The 15,768-nt window shown below is 62.1% G+C and carries 14 protein-coding genes and 2 pseudogenes; 6 read left to right on the forward strand and 10 right to left on the reverse strand.

Annotation, left to right across the window (positions count from 1 at the left end; translation table 11 throughout):
- From AC0KTM_RS00955 to AC0KTM_RS00965, 3 genes are read left to right on the forward strand one after another with little or no spacing between them, the layout of a single operon-like run.
- A complete protein-coding gene (locus tag AC0KTM_RS00955) occupies positions 1-870 on the forward strand; it encodes a metal-dependent hydrolase (protein WP_007172273.1) in 870 nt (289 codons plus the stop codon).
- Positions 842-2,470: a flavin-containing monooxygenase gene (locus tag AC0KTM_RS00960; RefSeq protein WP_007172274.1), complete on the forward strand. Its 1,629-nt coding sequence runs from the start codon at positions 842-844 to the stop codon at positions 2,468-2,470. The genes AC0KTM_RS00955 and AC0KTM_RS00960 overlap by 29 nt, the downstream gene beginning before the upstream one ends.
- A complete protein-coding gene (locus tag AC0KTM_RS00965; RefSeq protein WP_007172275.1) occupies positions 2,467-3,420 on the forward strand; it encodes an SDR family NAD(P)-dependent oxidoreductase in 954 nt (317 codons plus the stop codon). The genes AC0KTM_RS00960 and AC0KTM_RS00965 overlap by 4 nt, the downstream gene beginning before the upstream one ends.
- A 327-nt stretch (positions 3,421-3,747) precedes the next feature.
- Here AC0KTM_RS00965 and AC0KTM_RS00970 read toward each other — a convergent pair whose 3' ends face one another.
- The 4 genes from AC0KTM_RS00970 to AC0KTM_RS00985 form a co-directional block, all read right to left on the reverse strand.
- Positions 3,748-4,155, reverse strand: a complete 408-nt coding sequence (locus AC0KTM_RS00970; protein WP_007172276.1) for an SCP2 sterol-binding domain-containing protein — start codon at positions 4,153-4,155, stop codon at positions 3,748-3,750.
- Between the two features lie 279 nt (positions 4,156-4,434).
- Positions 4,435-4,722 (reverse strand): NADH-quinone oxidoreductase subunit I, encoded by a 288-nt coding sequence (locus AC0KTM_RS00975; protein ID WP_007172277.1) that lies wholly within the window; start codon positions 4,720-4,722, stop codon positions 4,435-4,437.
- A gap of 26 nt (positions 4,723-4,748) precedes the next feature.
- Complete coding sequence (locus AC0KTM_RS00980; protein ID WP_007172278.1) at positions 4,749-5,201, reverse strand: hypothetical protein; 453 nt, start codon at positions 5,199-5,201, stop codon at positions 4,749-4,751.
- The gene (locus AC0KTM_RS00985) at positions 5,189-6,373 is read right to left on the reverse strand and encodes a ferritin-like domain-containing protein (RefSeq protein WP_007172279.1); all 1,185 of its coding nucleotides are present in this window, start codon (positions 6,371-6,373) and stop codon (positions 5,189-5,191) included. Before AC0KTM_RS00985 ends, AC0KTM_RS00980 begins: the two co-directional genes overlap by 13 nt.
- Before the next feature lie 248 nt (positions 6,374-6,621).
- On the opposite strand from AC0KTM_RS00985, the gene istA (AC0KTM_RS00990) reads away from it, so the two are divergent.
- Together istA (AC0KTM_RS00990) and AC0KTM_RS00995 are read left to right on the forward strand one after the other, a co-directional pair.
- Positions 6,622-8,130: an IS21 family transposase gene (gene istA / locus AC0KTM_RS00990; RefSeq protein WP_079669096.1), complete on the forward strand. Its 1,509-nt coding sequence runs from the start codon at positions 6,622-6,624 to the stop codon at positions 8,128-8,130.
- Positions 8,127-8,582 (forward strand): annotated as a pseudogene (locus AC0KTM_RS00995) (ATP-binding protein); the annotation flags it as partial. The gene istA (AC0KTM_RS00990) and the pseudogene AC0KTM_RS00995, both read left to right, overlap by 4 nt.
- A gap of 88 nt (positions 8,583-8,670) precedes the next feature.
- On the opposite strand, the gene AC0KTM_RS01000 reads toward AC0KTM_RS00995, so the two are convergent.
- Positions 8,671-9,432 (reverse strand): ATP-binding protein, encoded by a 762-nt coding sequence (locus tag AC0KTM_RS01000; protein WP_054586254.1) that lies wholly within the window; start codon positions 9,430-9,432, stop codon positions 8,671-8,673.
- Positions 9,429-11,126: an IS21 family transposase gene (istA, locus tag AC0KTM_RS01005; protein ID WP_054586253.1), complete on the reverse strand. Its 1,698-nt coding sequence runs from the start codon at positions 11,124-11,126 to the stop codon at positions 9,429-9,431. Before istA (AC0KTM_RS01005) ends, AC0KTM_RS01000 begins: the two co-directional genes overlap by 4 nt.
- 133 nt (positions 11,127-11,259) lie before the next feature.
- Between istA (AC0KTM_RS01005) and AC0KTM_RS01010 the strand changes: the two are divergent.
- Positions 11,260-11,619 (forward strand): annotated as a pseudogene (locus tag AC0KTM_RS01010) (ATP-binding protein); the annotation flags it as partial.
- A 351-nt stretch (positions 11,620-11,970) separates the two neighbouring features.
- On the opposite strand, the gene AC0KTM_RS01015 reads toward AC0KTM_RS01010, so the two are convergent.
- From AC0KTM_RS01015 to AC0KTM_RS01030, 4 genes are all read right to left on the reverse strand, one after another.
- Complete coding sequence (locus tag AC0KTM_RS01015) at positions 11,971-13,479, reverse strand: carboxylesterase/lipase family protein (RefSeq protein WP_033721569.1); 1,509 nt, start codon at positions 13,477-13,479, stop codon at positions 11,971-11,973.
- Between the two features lie 132 nt (positions 13,480-13,611).
- Positions 13,612-14,508: an alpha/beta fold hydrolase gene (locus AC0KTM_RS01020; RefSeq protein ID WP_033721570.1), complete on the reverse strand. Its 897-nt coding sequence runs from the start codon at positions 14,506-14,508 to the stop codon at positions 13,612-13,614.
- A 52-nt stretch (positions 14,509-14,560) separates the two neighbouring features.
- Complete coding sequence (locus AC0KTM_RS01025; RefSeq protein ID WP_007172283.1) at positions 14,561-15,001, reverse strand: PaaI family thioesterase; 441 nt, start codon at positions 14,999-15,001, stop codon at positions 14,561-14,563.
- A gap of 48 nt (positions 15,002-15,049) precedes the next feature.
- Positions 15,050-15,697: a TetR/AcrR family transcriptional regulator gene (locus AC0KTM_RS01030; protein ID WP_046182710.1), complete on the reverse strand. Its 648-nt coding sequence runs from the start codon at positions 15,695-15,697 to the stop codon at positions 15,050-15,052.
- Positions 15,698-15,768: the final 71 nt, after the last annotated feature.

A 15,768-nucleotide genomic window follows, 5' to 3' on the forward strand; every position in this document is an offset into this window, starting at 1 on the left:
ATGGCACCGGAAAGACCAGCAAAAAAGGCGTATCCGAAAACTCGCCGGATTCGGTTCTCATTCGGTGATCCGCAGCCGATGCAGCGTCACTTCGTTGAGGGCGACATCGTGCTTAGCCACCTTGTGGCGTTGCTGTCGGGCATATTTCCGCCCGGCGAGGAATTATTTATCAGGTCGGTCCGGCGCTTCGCCGATCGGGTGACCGATCCGGAGTTAAAGAAGCGGGTGGCCGGATTCATTGGTCAGGAGTCGGTGCATGGGCAGGAACACCGCCGGCTCAACGAGCAATTGGTGGACAGGGGCTATCCCCTGGTCAGTTTTTTCATGTTCGATGCCAATAGTCGGCGGCAGCGGCTGTTGGTGCGGATCGAAAACCTGCTGCCCGCGCGGGTACCCCTGGCGGTCACTGCAGCGGCTGAACACTTCACTGCCACGCTGGCTGAGCGAATGCTAGGCGAGGAGTTACAGAAGATCCCTGGTGATCCCGAGGTGCGAAACCTGCTCAACTGGCACGCGGTGGAAGAGCTGGAGCACAAATCGGTTGCCTTCGACGTTTACCGGTCGGTCCGCGGGCCGGAGTGGCTTCGCATCGGTGTGATGGGGGTTTTATACGTTCTGGCCATCCCGGTGATAACGATCGGCGTGTTGCTGTCCATCGCGACGGACCCTAAAGGGTGGCATCCGATCAAAGTGACGCGTCAAGCGCGTGCTGTGTTTCGAGGCCCGCTGCTCAAGGGTTTGATGGCCGACCTGCGCATCTACATGAAACCCGGCTTTCATCCCGACGATGTCGACACCCGTGCGCTGCTGAACAAGTGGCAGCAGGAACTGTTCGGGACCCATGGCACCCTTGTGGGTTACCAAAAGTAGCAGCAAGTCCGGCGAGCCCGAATTGAGTACAAAAGTCGAGATTGAACAGTTACCTGCTGCCGAGCGTGTCACTCCTGACCATGACGTCGTCATTGTGGGCGCTGGGTTCGGCGGTATCGGCGCCGGTATCGCCTTGCAACGGAGAGGTATTCACGACTTTGTCATCGTCGACAAGTGGGATCGGGTGGGCGGCACCTGGCATGCGAACACATATCCGGGTGTGGCGGTGGATATTCCGTCGTTTGTCTACAGCTTTTCCTACGAGCAGCGCGGTGATTGGTCGCGGATCTTCGCTCCGGGTGACGAGCTTCGGGATTACGCCGATGACGTCGTGGACCAATACGGCCTGCGTGAGAAGCTTCGGTTGAACACCACCGTCGCCTCGGCGGTGTTTGATGAGCACAACAGTCTATGGCGATTGACCGCCGCCGGCAACCAGGAGATCACGAGCCGATATGTCGTAATGGCGGTCGGCGGCCTGGAACGCCCGAAGATGCCCGATATCCCAGGTTTGGACGAGTACGGGGGTGCGCTCGTGCACACCGCGCTATGGGATCACGACGTGGTGCTGGCCGGTAAGCGCGTCGCGGTGATCGGCACGGGCGCCACGGCGCTCCAGCTTGTCCCGGCCATCGTTGACGAGGTCGAACATCTGACCGTCTTCCAGCGAACGCCGATCTGGGTGTTCCCCAAACCGGATATGGAGATCAAGTCCGTCGGCCGATGGGTCCTGGGCCGTAAACGAATCCGCTCGGCTATCCGCACGGTGGGCACTGTCGCAACTGAGATCGGGATGGCGGGGATGTGGGTCGGTCCAGGGTGGCTAGTGAACGGGACTCGCCAGCTGCTCGAGCTAGCTACACGCCGCTGGATGCGTCGGCAAATCGAGGATCCAGTAATTCGGGAGAAGCTGATCCCACACTATGGCTTGGGCTGCAAGCGCCCATCGATGTCAAACGACTACCTCCGCACATTCAACCGCGAAGATGTCAGCCTGGTCACCGATGCGATCGAGTGCATAACCAGGAAGGGGGTGCGGACAGTGGATGGTGTAGAGCACGAGGTCGACGTGTTGATATGCGCGACCGGGTTCAAGCTGTGGGATACGGGTGCAGTGCCACCCTTTCCCGTCATCGGGCGCGACGGCATCGATCTCGGGCGGTTCTGGTATGAGCAGAGATACCAGTCGTATCAAGGCGTGTCTGTTCCCAAATTTCCGAACATGTTCTCCATCACTGGGCCTTATGGCTTCGTGCTGGGATCATATCTGTGGATGATCGAAGCGACGTCGGCTCATCTGAGCCGCGCTATAGCCGAGGCGAAGCGCTGCGGCGCGACGGTCTGCGAGATACGTCAGGAAGTCCACGACGAGTATTTCCGGAAGTGTTTGAAGCGCCAGGAAAAGAACTTTCTGTTCACTCCGACCTGCGCGGATTCGAATACCTACTATATCAACAGCCAGGGCGATTCACCGTTTCGGCCGTCGACGCATGGCGAAATGTATTGGCAGAACCGACATTACAACCTTGATGTCTACCGCTACAGTACGGGCGTTAAGCTTCCGGGTGCGATCGGGGCCATGAGGAAGGAGAACGCGTGAAGGTCAATCGGTTGCGTCCACGCGTGGTGGTGGTCACCGGGGCTGCAAGCGGTATTGGCCGGGCGACAGCGATCAGGTTTGCCAAGCTCGGCGCCCATGTCGTGGTGTCCGACATCGATCTGGATGCGGCACAAGCGACCACGGCGATGATCCGTGGTCATGCCCGCAGCGCGTCGGCGGCGCAATTGGATGTTATCGACCCCGATGCCTGGGAGGCGCTCGCTCGCAGCGTGTTAGCCGATTACGGATACGCCGATGTGCTGGTCAATAACGCAGGAATCTTGGTGGGCGGCCCGTTCTTAGAGCTGCGTCCGTCGGATTGGGAACGCCAACTCGGTGTGAACCTAATGGGCGTCGTTCATGGGTGCCGTTTCTTCGGCGCCCAGATGGTTGAACACGGCGGTGGCCATATCGTCAATATCGCCTCGGCGGCGGCATTCACGCCCACCCCGGTTATGTCGCCGTACTCGGTTTCCAAAGCGGGCGTGAAGATGCTGACCGAATGCCTGCGGCTCGAGCTCGGACCGAAAGGCATCGGCGTCAGCGCGATATGCCCGGGTGTGATCAATACCAATATAGGTGATCGCGCGGTGGTTGTCGGCGTCAACCACGAACTGATCGAACAAGGAAAACAGTTCACCAAGAAGCTCCAGGAATTTGGCGAGAAGTTTCCGATCTCACCGATGAGTCCCGACCTCGTCGCTCGCGCCGCCGTGCGTGCTGTACGGTTTGATCTCGCGGTCGTACCGGTGCGCACCGAGGCCTGGCTGGGCTATTTCATGCTCCGCATTGCCCCCGCTGTCAACCGCCGTATGACACAACCATTCTCAGTGGAGGCGTTGCAGCGGCTGGGCACTCGCCTGTTGAGCACCCAGCGCGCCACGAACCAGGACAAACTTGTCCCCCGTCGAGCCGATTCGGCGGCGTCGGTCGTCAGCACGGGAAAGTAGTCTGCTGACGATCAATGGCCATTCCGAAGTCGAGTGTTTCCGACATCATCAGTCCTTCCCGCCAAGCTCACGCCCGGCGTGTCAGACCAAGATCAGATCCACCGTTGTTCAGACAGTCCCAGGTATGGAAAATGACCCCGACGAAATCCTGCCCCACACCCGTAAACGGGTTTCAGACGCAGGACCCTAGTAGCGCAGGGCTTCAAGTGCGGCGCGGACCAAGACGCCGGTCGCAGCGACCAGGCCGACGCTTATCCGGCCCGTTCGAACATCTACGCTCGAGGAGCTTGATGTACGCCATACAGCTTGACGACTTGTCGACGCGCGTCAAACAACCAGCAGGTCAGTACGGCCCTCAGCCCGCAGCAGCTCCTCGTACCGCGGGAAAAGCTTCTTGGCGACGGGAATAAGCTTCAGGATCTTTGGAACCGGCCCCTTGGCGCGGACCTGGCCTTTGGCCAGCGCGACAGCGAGATTGAGGTTGCCCTGCCAAAACCGGTTGGCCATGTCAGAGGTCATGAACATCGCTACGGTAGGCTTGATGTCACAGTTCCCGGTGAACACCTTCTTATTAGGCATGTCGACCGTAACCTGGATATCCGGGTCAGAGCAGTTGAGCTGCAGCACAACACCGGATGCCGCTAGTTGATCGGCGATCGACTCATCGTCCACCGCCTCCTCGAAGATCCCGGCAATGTACTTCGTTGCCTCGACGCCGTCTTTGAAAACGCCCATGACACAACTCCTAGTCATTTGATGGGGTGGTGATGGTCGGGACGCCGCGAGGTCTGACCGAAAAACCACGATGATGATGTCGTGATAGATCGGCAAAGCTGACGGCGACGCGGCGGGAGCTCATGCGGCAGCTGACATTGTGGGTCGAAGCCACAGCTATCGCCTGTCCGAATTTTGGCAGAGAGGTCAGAATCAACCTCCGCGCCAAGCGGCCGCGCGACACGTGGCCCCGGCCACCAATCTGATGCCAATCCCTCAGCTCCTGGATCTTTTGATGTATCAGCTATCTTTGCGCGCTGCCCAGTCGTATAGCTTTCCGATCTTCGTGTAGCCATTGTCCGGGACAAATGCCGCCTCGACCCGCCCGTCGTGAATACAATCGACGGGGCACAGCGGGACGCACTTCCCGCAGTCGATGCATTCATCGAGGTCGATGACGAATCGGCCCAGGAAATCGTCGGCCTTCTTGGATATGGCATCGACCCGTCCCGGGCACGAGTGCTCACACGCTCCGCACCCGATGCACGTGTCATCGATGTAGAAATGGCCTCGCCGAGTGCCGCTCATGCTCTTTCCTTTTCTTCAGCGGCGACTCACAGCCGAGCGCTCTTGTTGATGAAATGCTGCAAACTCTGGTTGTAGCGGAAAAACATGTCCTTGCCCAGAGGATCAGATGACCAGACCCGTATCGGCGTCGACGCCATGCTCAAGGCGTTGAGGGTGTGATCGAGGTCCGGTCGGCCGTCTCCGGCGCGGATGTTGTCCACCATGTCCAGCCACGAATCACGGTCGGTTTCGATGACGAAATCCATCGACTCCAACCCTGTGTCGCTGATCTCTTTGATCTCGCTCACCTCGAAGCCGTCGAACGTGAGCTGGACAATCAACGCAGACCCATCTGGGCCGCCATCGAAGATGTTGACGGCAAACCGGCAGTCGACCTCGCCGAGTTTACGGAACTCGGCGAGGTCAGCCTTACTGACCTCCGCCAGCCTGGTGAACCACTCAACGGTAGGAAGATCTGCGCTCGTACTTACGCCGTCCACGGCATCTCCAAGGGGATCGTCACCTTCTCGCGACGGTCAAACCCGGCCCGCTCACAGCGCTGCAGGTACTCCTCAATAATCGTCCCCCACAGGAACGACACACCCTCCATACCTTCGTCGATCTTGTCCACTCCACCGCCCATAAGAACGGCCAGCGGTTCCAACAGCCCGGGACTGCTCAGTGCGGTGAGGATGATCTGCTCGCCAAGATCGGCGAAGCGATGCATATCCGAAAGCGCCTTTTCCCGATCAGTCGAGCTGTCGAGGAAGTTCTTCAATTCCAGGGTCCCGTACGACACGTGACGGGCCTCGTCCTGCATGCAGCGCCGGAAGATCTCCTTGTCGACATGCGTCTTGGACAGGTACTCCCCGGCCCGGAAAATCGTAAGGACAAGCCCTTCGCCCAGCACGTTCAGCAGGAACGTGCCCTGGGTGTGGCTCGGCGACTCGAGGATCGCCTTCAGTGCCCACTCCAGGGCCGGGCTGGCGTGCAACAAGCCTCCCCCGCCGGCGAGGGCACGCTTTCGGAACACCTCCATGTGGCGGGCCTCGTCCATCATCTGCGTCACGAGGAAGTTCTTAACCTCGTAGAAATCCGGTGAGGTGCGATACACCCACCGCGACGGAAAGTCACCGGCGACGAACTCAACCTCCGTCAAAGAGGTAGCCAGCTGGCACGCCGCCTTCTCCAGATCCTCACTGGCGGGCTCCAGCTCGTTCCACGGAATATCGCTGGTGGAGTTCCACTGCCGTGCCTTGGCCTCCTCATACAGCGTCATGACGTTGTCCGCCCAGGCCTCCTTCTTGTCGAGGATGTCATAAGCGTCGATGGTCGGCATCTGGTCAACATAGGGCTCACGCACAGAGCCGCGCGGGGCGAAGTTGCGCCACGTCGTGTGCTCGGGCAGCGTGCCGTAGGCTGGCGGGCGGTTGATGTCGGTATAGGTCAACCCCCGCGAACTCGGGCGCGCGCGAACACCCCAATTGGCCTTGTCGGTGTTCATCCAGTGCAGCGAAAACGAGCCGCGCCCGAGCCGGTCGAGGTTCTCCTGCAACAACTCAGCCCAAATCGTGTTGTCCTCCCGAAACTTCTTCTCGTAAGCCGCCAACGCCTCGTCTTCGAGCGGAGTTTCACTGGGAAGCGCCTGCATCTGGGTCAGCATCTCGGTCATGTGGTGATCCTTCACATTAGTGACCTAATCCATTCGTAGCGCCAGCGTATGGCGCCGCTCACATCGCGTGTAAGGTCCGGCAGGTGTCCGTGGCCATGAAAAAGTACCCACTGGTGGCCAAGTGGAGGTATCCGCTGGTGGCCGGATAAAAGTACCCACCCCGTGTTCGTCGTGTCGATCAGGAACTGCGGGCCCCGGTGGTGACGGTGAAGGTGCCAACCACTCATCGTCACCACCGGGGAGTTCCATTGAAGTCTGCGAGGGACCGCATGGACATCATTTCTGCTTATCAACAAGTCGGGTCATACCGCGGCGCCGCGCAGCTGTGCGGCACCACCCATAGGACCGTCAAGAAAGTCGTCGAGAAATTCGAAGCCGGTGAGAGCGCACCGCCGCGGGTCGAGCGGGCCCACAATTACGATGCGGTGGCCGATCTGGTCGCCGAGCGTGTCGAGAAGTCGGCGGGTCGGATGTCGGCGAAGCGGATGTTGCCGATCGCGAAGGCCGCCGGTTACGACGGGTCGGCACGCAACTTCCGTCGCCTCGTTGCTGAGGCGAAGGTGTTGTGGCGCAACGAACATCACCGGGGACGTCGCCCGGCGGTGTGGTCACCGGGTGAGTATCTGGTGATCGACTGGGCCCAAGCCGCACCCGGGTTGTTCCTGTTCTGCGCAGTGCTGGCGTTCTCCCGGTGGCGCTTCGTCGCGTTCGCCACCGACCAGAAGGCGTCCACGACGTTGGCGTTGATCGCCGAAGCGATGGCCGGGATAGGTGGTGTCCCGGCCCGGGTGCTGGCCGACCGGATGGCCTGTCTGAAGGGCGGCGTGGTCGCCAACGTGGTGATCCCTACCGCCGAATACGTCCGGCTGGCAGGTCATTACGGTTTCGCGCCGGACTTCTGCCATGCATCCGACCCTAAATCGAAGGGCATCGTGGAGAACTTGTGCGGCTACGCCCAACGCGACCTCGCCGTCCCGCTGCTCACCGACGCCGCCATCGCCGGGGTGCCGGTTGATCTGCGTGCTGCCAACGTTGCGGCCAGGGCGTGGTGTCTGGAGGTCAATGCCGCGGTGCATTCGGAGATCTGTGCGGTCCCCGATGAGCAACTGCTGATCGAACGGGAACTCCTGCAACCGTTGCCGTCGCTGCAACTTCGAATCGGGGCACCGTCGGTGATCCGCAAGGTCGACCGGCTGTCGTGTGTCCGGTATGCCTCGGCCCGCTACTCGGTGCCCACCCGACTGATCGGGACCAGCGTGGCCGTCGTCGTCGATCACGGCGCGCTGTGCATCGTGGAGCCCGCGACTGGGGTGATCGTGGCTGAGCACGAACTGGGTGCCCCAGGCAGCGCATCAGTCCTCGACGATCACTACGACGGTCCCCGCCCGGAACCTAGCCGCGGACCACGACCCAAAACTCATGCTGAGCAACAGTTCTGCACACTCGGCGAGGATGCTCAAGCATTCCTGGTCGGGGCCGCCGCGATCGGCAACACTCGGCTGGGCTCCGAACTGGAAGTCCTACTGGCGTTGGGCGCCGCCCACGGCACCGACGCCTTGGTCGGCGCGCTTCGCCGGGCGGTCGCGTTCCGGAGGTTCCGCGCGATCGACGTGCGGTCCATCCTGGCCGCCGGCGCCGGAACGCCGCAGCCCCGCCCCGCCGGGGATGCGTTGATCCTGGACCTCCCAGTCGCCCCGACCCGATCCCTGGCTGCCTACACGGTCAACCCGGCCGCAGACGGTGGTGCCACGTCATGAACGGCACGCCAGCCAAGGCAACCAAACCCGTTGCACCACTGTCCACTCCGCAATTCGCCGCTGATCTCGACGCCGGGCTGCGGCGGCTCAAGCTCGCCGCGATCCGGCGCACCGCCCCCGAAGTCCTAATCACCGCCAAGACCCAGCGCTGGACCCCCGAAGAAGTGCTACGGACCCTCGTCGAGACCGAACTGGCGGCACGGGATGCCTCCAACGTCGTCAACCGGCTCAAGGCTGCCGGGTTCCCGGTCACCAAGACCTTGGAGTCCTTCGACGTGGCCGCATCGTCGATTCAGCCCAAGGTGTTCGACTACCTGTCGAGCCTGGAATGGGTTCGCACACAACAGAATCTGGCGATCATCGGACCGGCTGGGACCGGCAAGTCCCACACCCTGATCGGACTGGGGGTCGCTGCGATTCATGCTGGGCACAAGGTCCGGTACTTCACCGCTGTTTAGCCGGAGTTTTTGGTAGCGGGTGCGTGACGAAGTGGTAGCGCGGGCGCGGGGATCTGGTAGCGGTCCCCGCGCCCGCGTTCGTTCATGTGGAGTCGGTGTGGTGGCTGTGTCGGCGCATGTTGGGTCCGTCGAGTTGGACGAGCTCAGCGGTGGAAACGATGCGGTTGAGGATGGATTCGGCGATGACGGCGTCGTGCAGGGATCGGTACCAGTCTTCGGGGTCGAATTGGCTTGTCACGACGGTGGATCCGCGGCCTTCTCGGGCGGCGAGGATGTTGAGCAACTCGGCGGCGGTCTCGCCGGTGATCGGGGTGGTCAGGAAGTCGTCGAGGACGAGGACCTCGCAGCTGTGCACGCCGGTGAGAAACGTCAGTCGTTGGGTGTCGCGGCGTTGGTAGACGGCGAGCTGGTTGGCCAGATCATCGAGGCGGAAATATCTGGCGGTGTAGTCGCGCCGGCAGGCAGCGTTGACCAGCGCTTGGGCCAGATAGGACTTGCCGACGCTGGATTTGCCGAGGATGACCAGGTTGGTGGTGTTATCGATCCACCGGCACGCGGCGAGGCGATTGATCAAGTCGCGGTTGAGGTTTCGGCCGTCGAGGTAGTGGATGTCTTCCACGCACGCGGCCGGGTTCGGGGTGCGGGAGGCTTTGAGCAGTTTGAGCACGCGCCGCTCGGTGCGGGCGGTGGTCTCCTGTTCCAGGGCATGGCGGATCTTCTGGGAGAAGCTCCATTGGTCACAGGCGGGGTCGTTGGCGATCTCGATGACGGCTTCGCCGAACGCGGTCATCCGCAGTTTGGTGAATAGCGGCATGTCATCGACGCTGAGGTGTTGGTCATTCATCGCCGGACTCCTGCCGCGGCGTCATCGCCACCATCGTCGGCGCGCCGATCGCCGGTGGTGAGCGCGTCAAGGCTGAATGCTTTGGCCCCGGCCAGATGCGCGCGGCTGGTGTCACGGCCGCCGGCCCGGGCCACGGCGCCGCCGGTCCTGGGCACGGGCGTGATCGGGCCACCGCCACCGTCGTCGCTGGTGGTGGTGGGGCGTTGGCCGGCGGCGGCGCGCAGCGCGCTGATGCGGTGTTTGACCGCGGTGTAGGTGATCGGCCGGTTGGGGTCTTCGGCGACGAGCTCCCGGCAGGCCGCCTCCAGCAGCGCTCGGTTCTGGCTGGAGCGTTTGCCCAGGTCCAGGATGTTCATGCACGACCGGTAGCCCTGGGCTTCGATCGCCTTGCCGTCGAGCAGCCTCGTGAGCGCTGCCGCCGTGGCCGGACCCACCTTGGCCCCCTGGCGCAGGAAGTAGCCGCGGGTCCACAGCCCGGCCACCGACTCATAGTGCGGGGGCGCGTGCTCGGGGTCGGTGACATAGCCGTTGCGGTGCCGGCCCTGCTGATGGACCGCGATGATCTGCCCGTCGGCGAGCACCTCGATCGCCGTGCCGACGATCCGCACGTCCACACCGAGGCCGGCGAATCGGTAGGGCACTGAGTATTTGATGGTGCCGAGCTGGATATGCCAATCCCGGTGGACCTTCGCCTTACGCCAGGTCACCGGCTCCCACCGCTGCGCCGGCAACGCCATCAGCTCATCGCGCTCATGGGCGTCGAACCAGTCACGCCGCGACCGCGGCTCCCCGCGAAACGGGGTGCGGTCGTTGATCGCCTCGACCTGTGCGGCGACTGCATCGTTGAGGTCATCGAGGCAGGCGAACACCCGATCGGCCAGGAAATGAATTACCCAGTTGGTGACGACCTTCACCCCAGCTTCGGCGTTTCCCTTGTCCCGCGGGCGATTTGAGCGTGTCGGCACCGCCGCGGCCCCGTAATGTGCCAGGAAATCCGCATACGAGGCGTTGACCTCGCGGGCCCGGTCGGCGCGGCTGATCTGGTTCGACGCCGTCGAAGCGTTGTCCGGGACAATCACCTGGGCGACCCCGCCGAAGTACTCGAACGCCCGCCGATGCGCATCGCACCAGGCGGGCTGTTTCTCATCGAGGTAGCCGTAGGCGAACACCATGCCCGAAAACGGCAACGTCGCCACGAACACCGGTACCGGTGTCACTGCCCGAGTGATCGGGTCGGTGACCTGCATCGCCGTGCCAGCCCAATCGACCTGCATCGTATGCCCGGGCACGTGGGCGATCGGCAGACTCAGATCGTTGACCCGGACGTGCTCGGTGACGATCTGGCAGAACCGCTCATACCCGTAGAACCGGGCACCCGGGGCGGCCTCGGATTTCAGGTACCGGCCCCACAGCACCTTCAGCGGAGGCTTCTTACGGCCCAACCGCGCCGTGACGACCTTGTCGATGTCGACCGGCACGAACTCGCCCACCACGCTCTTGCGGCCATCAGCGAAGAGACGATCCAGATCCTCGGCCGACAATCCCGCGACCTGCTCGGCGGTGCTCAGCTGCTCGTCGTCGAGCACCCGGCGGGCCCGGGCGATCGCCCGATGCGAGCACCCCGCCATCGCCTCGATCTGCCTATAGGCCAGCCCCTGCACCAGCAGGCCCATCACATACCGGTAATCCGTCATCGGCAGAAGATCCCTCTCGCTTGCCGCGACCCCTGCGGTCACGGATGAAAGCGATCCTCCACAGCGCTACCAGATACCCGCGCCACCGCTACCAGATAGTTACACAGGTGCTACCAGAAGTGCCGACTTAACAACCGCCGCCGACCTCGTCGAAACCCTCTACCGCGGCTTGGCCGACAACACCGTCGGCAAGATCATCGAATCCCTGCTCCGTGTCGATCTGATCATCCTCGACGAACTGGGCTTCGCCCCACTCGACGACACCGGCACCCAGCTGCTGTTCCGCCTCGTCGCCGGCGCCTACGAACGCCGCTCCCTGGCCATCGGCTCGCACTGGCCCTTCCAAGAGTGGGGTCGATTCCTGCCCGAGCAGACCACCGCCGTCAGCATCTTGGACCGGCTCCTGCATCACGCCACCGTCGTCATCACCGACGGCCAGTCCTACCGAATGAAGGACGCCCAACACCGGAAGGAGAACCCCCAACCAATCTAAGAATCACTGCACGGGGTGGGTACTTTTATCCGGCCACCAGCGGGTACTTCTACTTGGCCATTGACAGCAGGGTCAACTCTGACCCGAGTGGGCCATCCCACTATCGAAACTTTTGGCCCGCCGCCGTAGCGCGAGCCGATAGGCTGAAGCTCAAGCGCTCCGCGCGCAACTACCTGGGCGTCTGGTTCCATTCCCAGGTGGTGGTGGTAATCAGCAGCTGACGCGACGAACAGCGGTTCAACGTAGGGCTGAACGCCGCTCCCCGCCGAATTACGGGCGAAGCTCTGTCTTTGAATACCTCGCCCGCGGCAGTTCGCGGCATGTCGGGAACGAGATGCACACAGAATGCGGTCAGGGGCGGCGGAAGGTAAATCCCTCCCACGCCTGGCGCCGAACCGCAAGCGGGTCACACTCGACCCGCGATGTCCTGTCGAAGATCATCACCGCATGGTCGGCACTGACGTGGCTGGGCCAACCCGCGCCAGGCACGCCTGTGCGGGCGAAGGCGCACCACCGCGACTGGACATCCTCGGTAATGCGCAGCGCCGTATATTTGTCGCCTGCCGCGCTGAGCAGCCGACCCAACCGCGTTCTGTAGACGTCGAAAACTGCGAGCAATTCGGTAGCATGAGTGGCCCCCAGCCCGGACCATCGCAACGTGCGCGGAGCGTAGTCATAGCGGTACACGTATACCGGAGCGTGTGCGCTGTGCGCGTCGGCGATCTGCCATACGACCGATGCGAACGTGAAGTCGCCTCCCAATTCAATACAAGCAGCGGCTTTCGGATAAGAGGGGTACGCCGCCGTAATCCGCTCACGGTCAGCAGATTCCACAGTCGATAGCAGCAGCTCGATCTTGGGTTCGTTCGTTGGCAGTAGTTTCAGGAAGCGGGTGAACAGCTTGGCTTCTTCCGCATTGTTACCCACGACGAGAGGCACTCGGTGTGCTTTTCCCAAGCGCAACGAATCCATTGGATCCAGCGGCAGGTAGTCGGTTCCATATGTGGGACCGACCGGATATACGCCCGGCGCGTTGCGGCTTTCCTGCATGATCAGATGATCCAAAGTCGCTACGAGGTCGGTCGGCGGCGCGGTCAGCAAGACCGCGGCAGCGTCTCGCCTCCGAGCTCCGAGAATCGCCGCAAACCTTGCGGCGTATTCTTCAGATTGTTCACGGGAACTAGCCAAACCTCCCGCGGGGCTCTCAGAAATGGCTTGAGCGAACAGCCCTTTAGCAGCTGGAACAGCCAACAGCGTCGCCACTGCGTGTGCCCCTGCGCTCTCGCCGAATATCGTCACAGCGTCGGGATTGCCGCCGAAGCTTGCGATGTTGTCACGCACCCAACGGAGCGCCATAACCAGATCACGCAGATAAAGATTGTCGTCGATGCGGAAGGCGTCGGTAGACAGAGACGAGAGGTCAACTGCTCCAAGCGCGCCCAGCCGGTAATTAACTGACACGAACACGCACCCCTTGCGAGCCAACGATGCCCCGTCATATACCGGTGTCGCGGAGCTGCCGAGGAAGTATGCGCCGCCATGGATGAACACCATCACAGGTAACGGCCGCTCGTATCTGGTGTCGGGCGCGACGACGTTCAGCGTCAGGCAGTCTTCGCTCATCGGCTGATATTTGCCGAGGCCAACAAAAGTGTATTTGCGCGGCTGTGGTGCACAGTACCTGAAACGGTGACACGGCAAGACTCCCTCCCACGGCTCGATTGGCCGGGGGGCTCTTAGGCGCAACGCCCCGACGGGCGGCTCGGCGTAGGGGATGGATCGCCACCTGGTCACGCCGTCTCGGGAGAAACCCTCGACCAAGCCGGAAGTTACTGTGGTGCAGACGGTACGAAGGTGCATCGCTCGACTGTAGCTAATGGCCATTCACATCCTGCTTAAGTGGATGGATGTCACGCATATCTTGGTTTTGGTAGCTGTCGGCTGCCCTTAACTATGGCCAGCTTTGGGCTGCGCCACACAGCTCAGAGGTTCTCAGGCCGAATTGGCTATCGTGCGGTCGAGAAATCCGGCGACTGCTGCAGTGAAGGCGTCGTTGTCGTCGCCGGCCACCATGTGACCTGTGCCGGAAACGTCCACCGCTTCGGCGTGCGGGACAACCTGGAGGAATTCATCGACCGACTGCTGCGATGTCACATCCGAGAGGACGCCGCGCACCAGAAGCGTTGGTGCCTGCACGCGACGGGCCCCCTCAACAAGCAGTTCGCTGATCGCGTCGAACTGTTCGGCACCAGTGGCGGGGTCACCTTGCAGGAACTGAAAATTAGAGGTGATGAAAGCCGGATCCCATCGCCAAATCCACCTGCCATCGTCGCGTTGGCGCAACACTTTTCGCAGTCCGTCCAGGCTTTCGGGACGAGCGCGGTGCGGATTGTATTGGGCGATGACGTCGGCCGCGTCGTCGAGCGTGCCGAATCCGTCGGGATGGGCGGCCATAAATGACACGACGCGGCGTGCACCGTGGAACTCCATTCGCGGGGTGATGTCGACAAGAACGACTGCTGACCACAAATCGGCTGGTGCCAGCAGATGGGTTCCCAAAATGGTCATGCCACCCAACGACGCACCAACGACCACCGGCGGGCGGTCGTCACTCGCATGTTCGCGCACAGCCAGCAGATCGGATGTGAGTCCTGCGAGTTCGTATCGCCCAGTCGGGTCCCACCCGCTATCGCCGTGGCCTCGGGCATCGTAGGCGACGACGGTGTAACCGCGCGCATGCAACCGGCGCGCCGTGGTGGTCCAAGCGTGGCGATTTTGACCACCACCATGCAGGAGAAGTACGACGGCGCGGGCGGTGTCGTGCCGGTAGAAATCCGCCGTGAGGGTGACGCCGTCTTCGGTGCGGATTCGCTCGCAGGTAACAGTCATTTGATTAGGCCGCGATAGCCAATTCGGACGGCACTCGTGCTCAGTCTCGCCATCAACCGGAATACCCCCTCGGGCTAACCACCGTCACGGTTCCCTGCGCCGCGCATACCGCGCGCCCCGCGTTGGAGACATCGATTCTGGCGACACCGCTACGCTTGCCCAGCGCGATGATCTCGGTGACCGCAACGCACACTCCGCTCGACACGGGCTGCAGCAGATTTAGCTTGAATTCCGTTGTGGCCACCCATGATCCCGCTGGGATAACCGGATAGAACACCACGCCCAGACAGTGGTCTACCATCGCCGACAAGCATCCGCCGTGCAGGTTGCCGAACGGCGTCATCAGGTCGTCCCGAGCATCCATCTCCACAACCAGACGTCCCGCGGCGAATTCGGTGTGCCGAAATCCCAAGTAGCTGGACAGCCCACCCGCGGTTGCCGCCGCATTCTGCAACTCGTCGGCAATCTCTTGGCTGAACTGCTCGAACTTCATGTCTAGAGCCCCTCGTCGTTCACCGATACTGCTGCCACTAACGAGACATTACTCCGTACTTGTTGCATCAGCGCAAGACCGGGTGGTGGTGAGCAGAGGAGGAAGCAGGAATCTTCGTAGAAAAGCATCGAGGCCCTCCGGGCTGCGCTGCCTTGGGCCTTCGACCGTGAGTAGGCTGAGGATAGCCCGCAGTATCCACTCGGATGCATCGTCGACCGACACCCCACGCTCAAGTTGATCCCAGTGCGCGGCGAAGACAGGGCGAAGGAACTCGGCGACGAGTTCGAACAAAGCCACCGACGTACCCTTGGCCAGCCCTACGCCGGCGAGTTCGTCGTCACTGCCGAATAGCAATCCGATTATGGGTTCACGGTGGGCCGCACGGAGTGTAACCTCGACGAAATCCAGTATCGCCGAGCCTAAATCGGCATGCGCTGCGATCCGCGCACTAATGCGGCGGAGGTAGCGTTCGGCTGACCGCAAGATAACACCGGAAATGACGGATTCACGACTCGGAAAGTAGCGATACACCGTGGCGCGGGACACCCCGGCCTGCCTGGCGATGTCCTCCATCGTGGTGCCCGGTAGCCCCTTGTTCTCGAGGGACGTTGCGGCGGCATCGAGCAGATGGTCTCGGGCGATGTCGCGGCTCGCGGCGGTCGCCGTGCCCCATCGCAACGATTTTTTCGTCACCATTCAAGTATGCCGTCCCGTGCCGTTCGTGGGCTGACGATCGAAGCAGTTGTCGTATAGCACCTTATGTGACA

It is taken from the genome of Mycobacterium sp. NTMscope_Eco_3, assembly GCF_976985685.1.

Coding starts and splice junctions, on each gene's coding strand:
- AC0KTM_RS00955 (WP_007172273.1), top strand. CDS start 1: ATGGCACCGGAAAGACCAGCAAAAAAGGCGTATCCGAAAACTCGCCGG.
- AC0KTM_RS00960 (WP_007172274.1), top strand. CDS start 842: ATGGCACCCTTGTGGGTTACCAAAAGTAGCAGCAAGTCCGGCGAGCCC.
- AC0KTM_RS00970 (WP_007172276.1), bottom strand. CDS start 4,155: ATGGGCGTTTTCAAAGACGGCGTCGAGGCAACGAAGTACATTGCCGGG.
- AC0KTM_RS00975 (WP_007172277.1), bottom strand. CDS start 4,722: ATGAGCGGCACTCGGCGAGGCCATTTCTACATCGATGACACGTGCATC.
- AC0KTM_RS00985 (WP_007172279.1), bottom strand. CDS start 6,373: ATGACCGAGATGCTGACCCAGATGCAGGCGCTTCCCAGTGAAACTCCG.
- AC0KTM_RS01000 (WP_054586254.1), bottom strand. CDS start 9,432: ATGAATGACCAACACCTCAGCGTCGATGACATGCCGCTATTCACCAAA.
- istA (WP_054586253.1), bottom strand. CDS start 11,126: ATGACGGATTACCGGTATGTGATGGGCCTGCTGGTGCAGGGGCTGGCC.
- AC0KTM_RS01015 (WP_033721569.1), bottom strand. CDS start 13,479: ATGCACCTTCGTACCGTCTGCACCACAGTAACTTCCGGCTTGGTCGAG.
- AC0KTM_RS01020 (WP_033721570.1), bottom strand. CDS start 14,508: ATGACTGTTACCTGCGAGCGAATCCGCACCGAAGACGGCGTCACCCTC.
- AC0KTM_RS01025 (WP_007172283.1), bottom strand. CDS start 15,001: ATGAAGTTCGAGCAGTTCAGCCAAGAGATTGCCGACGAGTTGCAGAAT.
- AC0KTM_RS01030 (WP_046182710.1), bottom strand. CDS start 15,697: ATGGTGACGAAAAAATCGTTGCGATGGGGCACGGCGACCGCCGCGAGC.